Origin of the sequence: Streptomyces regalis, assembly GCF_001509475.1 — a bacterium.
Taxonomy (GTDB): domain Bacteria; phylum Actinomycetota; class Actinomycetes; order Streptomycetales; family Streptomycetaceae; genus Streptomyces; species Streptomyces regalis.
On sequence record NZ_LLZG01000134.1, the window covers coordinates 1 to 5,959 of the forward strand.

Here is a 5,959-nt window from a genome sequence, read left to right on the forward strand (position 1 = left end):
GTGCGGGGGCGGGACGGGGAGTTGCCGCGGTTGGGGGTCGCTTCGGCGACCGGGGGATGGTTCTGCTCGTCGGGGACATTGGTACTGGGCAGGGAGTAAGACTGGATCGAGACTGTCGAGAGCAAATCGAGAGGAAACAGGCATGGCCCTGACCCGCGAAGAGCGTGAACAGTTCCTGGCCGAGCCCCATATCGCCGCGCTGGCGGTCGACGCGGGCGCGGGGCGCGCTCCACTGACCGTGCCGATCTGGTACCAGTACGAGCCCGGCGGCGACGTATGGATCATGACCGGGCTGGACTCCCGCAAGAACCGGCTGATCCAGGCGGCGGGCCGGTTCTCCCTGATGGTCGACCGGCTCGACCCCACCATCCGGTACGCGTCCGTCGAGGGGCCGGTCGTCAGGACGACCCCCGCCACCCTCGAACAGCTCCGCGAGATCTCCGCCCGCTACCTCCCGGCCGAGAAGGTCGACGGCTATGTCGACTTCGCCTGGAAGAACCACGGCGAGCAGGTCGTCATCCACATGCGGCCCGAACGCTGGGTGTCGTCCGACCTCGGACAGGTCTGAGCCCGCGCCGCACGTGACAATCAGGGCATGGGAACGGATCTTCATGAGCTGCTGAGGTCGCTTCGGGTGTGGGACGTCGACCTGCCCTCCTTCGACCCCGCCACGGCACCCGCGGAACCCCTCGCCCTCTTCACGGCCTGGTTCGCGCAGGCGGTCGCGGCAGGACAGGTGGAACCCCACACGATATCCCTCGCCACGACGGACGAGGAGGGCCTGCCGGACGTGCGGACGGTGATGCTGCACGGCGCCGACGCGTCCGGCTGGTCCTTCGCGACGCACATCGACAGCCGCAAGGGGCGTCAGCTCACCGCCCGCCCGTACGCGGCCCTCGGCTTCTACTGGCCCGCCCAGGGCCGCCAGGTGCGCCTGCGGGGCCCGGTCACGAACGCCCCGTCCGCCGAGTCCCAGGCCGACCTGCACGCCCGTTCGACCGGCGCGCTGGCGGCTGCCCTGACCGGCCGCCAGAGCCAAGTGCTCGGCTCCCTGGAGGAGCTGGCGCATACGTCGGAAGCGGCCTGGGAGCGGGCCCTGCGCGAGCCTGAAGCTCCGGTGCCCACCTGGACGCTGTACCACCTGCGCCCGCAGACGGTGGAGTTCTTCCAGGGGGAAGCCCGGCGACGGCATGTGCGGCTGAACTACCGCCGTACCGAGGAAGGCTGGGCGAAGGAGCTGCTCTGGCCCTGAGGACCTGCCGCCGCTCAGAAGGTGCGGCTCCCCCGGAAGTCGTACGCCGCGAAGTCGGCCACCGCCCGGTATCCGATGCGCTGGTAGAGGCTGTTGCTCGTCCGGTTGGCCAGGTCCGTGAAGAGCAGCACCTCACGCACCCCGGAGGCGAGCACGGCCCGGCTGACCTGTGCGGTGGCCGCGCCCGCGTAGCCGCGTCCGCGCAGGTGGGCCGGGGTGTAGACGGGGGCGACCCGGACCTGGCCGGCGACCAGCGGGGTCACGCCGGCCATGGCGAGGGGCGTGCCGTCCTCGCTCTCCCAGAAGGTGACGCCTCCGTAGGAGATCCGCGAGTCGGCCCATGCGGCGGCGTCGCGTGCGACGTGGTCGCCGACGGCCTCGACGAACTCGCCGTACCAGCGCACCAGCTGCTCCCGGTCCTCTTTTCCCGCGACCCGGGGCCGGCCCGGCGGAAGCGGCTGCGGGGCGGTCAGGTTGCCGAGCCGGTACAGGCGTTGGCGCTGGATGACCGTCGCTCTGGCGCCCGACTGCCGACGCCAGGCGGCGGTGAAGGCCTCGGCGGTCTCGCGGGCCGCAATGACGCCGGGGACCGAGTGGCCGAGGGCGACCAGGTGGGCGGCGAGGGACTCGGCCTCTTCAGGGGTGAGAGGGGTGACGTTCAGCCGGAAGGGCGGGGTCCGGAAGTAGGCGGCACGCACCTGCCCGTCCAGCTCCAGCACGCCGAAGACGGGTGCCTCGTCGCTGTACGCACGCAACCCGCTCCTGCGCAGCGTCTCGGTCACCGTCAGGGCGACGGTGTGCAGATCGGGGCGTGAGCGCAGGAAGCCACCGGCGTGGGAGAGGAAACCGGTGAGGTCCTGGGTGCAGTACCAGTCGTCCGGGCGCATACCTCATGATCCCGCGCCCGGGCGACGGTTGTGCACCCTTTTCCGCCGTGGACACGAAGCCGACACAAGACCCCACTCCCAGGCGGGTGTTGAGGAGCGCGAGGTTCACACCCTTCGTGGCCTACGGGTTGACGTCCGGATCGGTCGCGAGCCGCGCGTGCAGGTGCATGTCCCGGTACGCGTCGTGCCGCTCCGCCTCCCACATCGCACCCCGCAGGGTCCCCTCGTGGCGGAAACCGCACCGCTCGGCGATGTGGCAGGAGGAGTCGTGGCCGACGGCGTGGTCGAGTTCGAGGCGGTGCAGGCCCAGCTCGGTGAGGGCCCAGCGGGCGGTGAGGGCGAGGGCGTGGGTGGCGACGCGGCGGCCGCGGGCCTCGGGCAGGACCCAGTAGCCGACGCGGGCGGTGTTCATGACCCGGTTGATGACGTTGACGCCGATGTGTCCGAGGGGTGTGCCGGTCGCCGCGTCGGTGACGCAGTACGACGCCGCCGTGCCCTCCGCGTTCTTCCGTACCGTGTCGCGCAGGGATTCCCGGGCGCTGTCGAGGTCCGTGGTGATCTTCAGCGGGGTGTTCCAGCGCCGGAGCTCCGGGTCGATGCGCCCCCGGAACCACGTCTCGACGTCGACCTCGGAGTCCGCGTCCCAGGGGCGCAGGCGCAGACCGTGGCCGTGCAGGTCGGGGAACGGGTGGGCCGGGGTTCGTATGCCGGGATGGGTCATGCGGTCATTGAAACTCGCCCCGGTCACCCACGGGCCCGGAACACCGGAACCCCGTCGCGGAAGACGACCTCCACCTCCATCCCGGCCCGCAGCCGCCCGGCGTCCGCACACTCCACGACCTCGGTCATCATCCGCGGCCCCTCGGCGAGGTCGACGACCGCGGCGACGTACGGCGTCCGCTCCCCGAAGGGCAGCAGGTCGTTGCGGTGGACGACGGACCAGGTGTAGAGGGCGGCCCGGCCGCTCGCGGGCTCCCACGTCACGTCCTCGCTCCAGCAGTGGGGGCAGAACTCGCGGGGGTAGTGGTGGGCGCGCCCGCAGGTCCGACAGCGGCGGATCAGCAGCCGCCCTTCGGCCGCCGCGTCCCAGTACGCGCGCGTGAAGGCGTCGGCTTCCGGGATGTCGTAGCGCGGACCGGCGGAGCGTGGACTGTGAGAGGGCGGGCTGTCGGAGCGCGAACCGGCAGAGCGTGGGCCATCGGAGCGCGGATCGGCGGCGCGGGGGTTGTCGGAGGGCGCGCCGGCCATCAGAACAGCCCCAGCGCGCTGTCCACCGACCACGACTGCCATGACATGCCGCCCAGCGCGACCAGTGAGATCAGCGCCATCATCGAGTTCTGCCCCTGCTCGGCCCAGTCGTGGATCATCAGGGCGAAGTAGAGGCCGTTGAGCAGCAGCCCGCCGACGAGGGCGATCGGGGTCAGGAACCCGAGGACGAGCCCGAGCCCCAGGGCCAGTTCCGCGTAGAGGACGACGTACGCCATCGTGCGCGGCCGTGGCACGACGACCGTCTCGAAGCCGGAGCGTACGGCGTTCCAGCGGTGCTTGGCCGCCACGTCCGCCGCCCACCCGATCCCGGATCCCTCGAACCAGCTCTTCTTGTCCTTGTGGCGCCAGCTCTCCAGCCACCACAGCCCGAGGCCTATGCGGAGCACGGCCAGCCATTCCGCACCTGTGAGCCAGATCGCGTCCATGGATCTGACGGTACGTCAGATGAGAGGGGCCTGACAATCGCCTGTGCATCCGCGCCAGTTTCGGCGTCGTGCCTTTTGCCGCGGTCAGCGGTCCGAAGCCGGCTCGGCAGTGCCGTCCGAGGTCGTTCCGGGTTTCGTATAGAGGATGTCGCGGGCCTGCTCCGCGGCGCGGGTCATGCTCTCCGCGACGAAGTCGACGAAGCGGGCGATGTTCTCGAGGCGGATGGCGGCGGGGGTGTCGGGGCCGAGGATGCCGACGCCCTGCCGTGCGGTCTCGGCGAGCTGGGCGGTGGACCGGGCGCTGGCGATCATCCCCTGGTACCAGACGTCGTCGTCGACGATGTAGCGCTCGCGGCGGCGTTCGTCGCGCTCCCGGCGGATGAGGCCCTGGCTTTCGAGGAACGTGACCGATTTGGAGACGGACGCCGGGCTGACCTGGAGGCGCTGGACGAGTTCGGACGCGGTGAGGCTGCCCGCGTCGGAGGTGTAGAGGCAGGTCAGCACCCGGGACATCATCTTGGGCAGGCCCTGTGCCATGAGGAGGGTGGTCCACGCCTCCTCGTACTCGCGTACGGCCTCGGCGTCGCGCCCGTGGGCCTGCTCGGGCGCCTGCGACCCGCGGGGCGCGGCCTGCCTGCGGCGGTGGGCGCGGCGTTCGGTGGCGCGGTGGGCCAGGTCGGCGCGGTAAGCGGTGGGGCCGCCGTTGCGCATCACCTCACGCGTGATCGTCGAGGTGGGACGGTCCAGGCGCCTGGCGATCTCCGCGTAGGCGAGGCCGTCGGCCAGCCCCAGCGCGATCTGCTGACGTTCCTGCTGAGTGAGCCTGCCTCCCGGCACCGTGATCTCCCTTCGTGCTTCCTTGACGCCTCCAGGATAGCGTTCACTCGCCATTCATTGCAACGGATAGGCGGCTGACGTTGCGTTAAATCCAGAGCCGTTGCAACGATTTCTCAGTTCTCACCTGCGCTGATACCAATTAAGCGCAACGATCACGTTGCCAGATCTATGAACGCAACGTAGCTTTTCCAACGTCAGAAACGCCACCGAGCACAGGAGAGCACGATGCAGAAGTTCGACACCCCCGCCCCGGTCTCCGCCATCCTCGACATCCCCGCCGGGCGCATCCAGTTCATCGCCGCCGACCGGACCGACACCACGGTCGAGGTCCTGCCCGCCAACGCCTCCAAGAGCCGCGATGTGAAGGCGGCGGAGCAGATCGAGGTCGCGTACGCCGACGGCGTCCTGCGGATCGCGGCCCCGGCGGCGAACAACCGGCTCCTCGGCGCTTTCGGATCCGTCGAGGTCACCATCCAGCTGCCGGCCGGCTCCCGCGTCGAGGGGAAGACGGCCGCCGCCGAACTCCGCGGCGTCGGACGCCTCGGCGACGTCGCCTACGAGAGCGCGCAGGGCCCCGTCAAGCTCGATGAGGCCGCGAGCGTCCGCCTGGCCATCGCCGCCGGTGACGTCACCCTCGGCCGTCTGACCGGCTCCGCGGAGATCAGCACGCAGCAGGGCGACATCCAGATCGCCGAGGCAGTGCGCGGCACGGTCACGCTGAGCACTCAGTCCGGCGACATCTCGGTCAGTGCCGCCCCCGGCGTCTCCGCCGCCCTGGACGCGGGCACCTCCTACGGCCGGATCCACAACGCCCTCATGAACCCCACCGGCACCCCCGAGCTGACCGTCCACGCCACCACCTCCCAGGGCGACATCACCGCCCGCAGTTTCTGAAGACCCCTCAAGACCTCCGAGACCTCTGAGACCTCTGAAGACCTCCGAAGGAGCAGGACACCTCTCATGACCGACCTGGCCATCGCGGCGAACGGACTGCGCAAGTCCTACGGCGACAAAGTCGTGCTCGACGGTGTCGACGTGGCCGTACCCGAAGGAACGATCTTCGCCCTGCTCGGGCCGAACGGCGCAGGCAAGACCACCGCCGTCAAGATCCTCTCCACCCTGATCTCCGCCGGCCCGGGCACCGGCGACATCCACATCGGCGGCCACAACCTGGCCGCCGACCCCCAGGCGGTGCGTGCCGCGATCGGTGTCACCGGGCAGTTCTCCGCCGTCGACGGCCTGATCACCGGCGAGGAGAACATGCTCCTCATGGCGGACCTGCACCACCT

General features: G+C 70.4%; 9 protein-coding genes. 4 read left to right on the forward strand and 5 right to left on the reverse strand.

The genetic code is table 11. The features are described 5' to 3' along the window. The first annotated feature begins 142 nt into the window (after window positions 1-142). Both ADL12_RS18960 and ADL12_RS18965 read left to right on the forward strand, forming a co-directional pair. A complete protein-coding gene (locus ADL12_RS18960; RefSeq protein WP_062703854.1) occupies window positions 143-568 on the forward strand; it encodes a pyridoxamine 5'-phosphate oxidase family protein in 426 nt (141 codons plus the stop codon). Window positions 569-595: 27 nt separating this feature from the next. Beyond that, window positions 596-1,252, forward strand: coding sequence for a pyridoxine/pyridoxamine 5'-phosphate oxidase (locus ADL12_RS18965; RefSeq protein WP_062703855.1), 657 nt, complete (start codon window positions 596-598; stop codon window positions 1,250-1,252). A gap of 14 nt (window positions 1,253-1,266) precedes the next feature. On the opposite strand, the gene ADL12_RS18970 is transcribed toward ADL12_RS18965, so the two are convergent. From ADL12_RS18970 to ADL12_RS18990, 5 genes are all read right to left on the reverse strand, one after another. Further along, the gene (locus tag ADL12_RS18970; RefSeq protein ID WP_062703856.1) at window positions 1,267-2,139 is read right to left on the reverse strand and encodes a GNAT family N-acetyltransferase; all 873 of its coding nucleotides are present in this window, start codon (window positions 2,137-2,139) and stop codon (window positions 1,267-1,269) included. 121 nt (window positions 2,140-2,260) lie between these two features. After that, entirely contained in the window at window positions 2,261-2,860 is a 600-nt protein-coding gene (locus tag ADL12_RS18975) for a GNAT family N-acetyltransferase (protein ID WP_062703857.1), read from the reverse strand. A gap of 23 nt (window positions 2,861-2,883) precedes the next feature. Then, window positions 2,884-3,261, reverse strand: coding sequence for a Zn-ribbon domain-containing OB-fold protein (locus ADL12_RS18980; RefSeq protein WP_062703861.1), 378 nt, complete (start codon window positions 3,259-3,261; stop codon window positions 2,884-2,886). Between the two features lie 125 nt (window positions 3,262-3,386). After that, complete coding sequence (locus ADL12_RS18985; protein WP_062703858.1) at window positions 3,387-3,833, reverse strand: DoxX family membrane protein; 447 nt, start codon at window positions 3,831-3,833, stop codon at window positions 3,387-3,389. 84 nt (window positions 3,834-3,917) lie between these two features. After that, window positions 3,918-4,670 (reverse strand): GbsR/MarR family transcriptional regulator, encoded by a 753-nt coding sequence (locus tag ADL12_RS18990; RefSeq protein ID WP_062703859.1) that lies wholly within the window; start codon window positions 4,668-4,670, stop codon window positions 3,918-3,920. 225 nt (window positions 4,671-4,895) lie between these two features. Between ADL12_RS18990 and ADL12_RS18995 the strand changes: the two genes are divergently transcribed. Both ADL12_RS18995 and ADL12_RS19000 read left to right on the forward strand, forming a co-directional pair. Next, window positions 4,896-5,564 carry a DUF4097 family beta strand repeat-containing protein gene (locus ADL12_RS18995; RefSeq protein ID WP_062703860.1) on the forward strand — a complete coding sequence of 223 codons (669 nt, stop codon included), beginning with the start codon at window positions 4,896-4,898 and terminating at the stop codon, window positions 5,562-5,564. Window positions 5,565-5,630: 66 nt separating this feature from the next. Then, window positions 5,631-5,959 (forward strand): ATP-binding cassette domain-containing protein (locus ADL12_RS19000; RefSeq protein ID WP_159053199.1); only part of this gene is annotated, 329 nt, incomplete at its 3' end.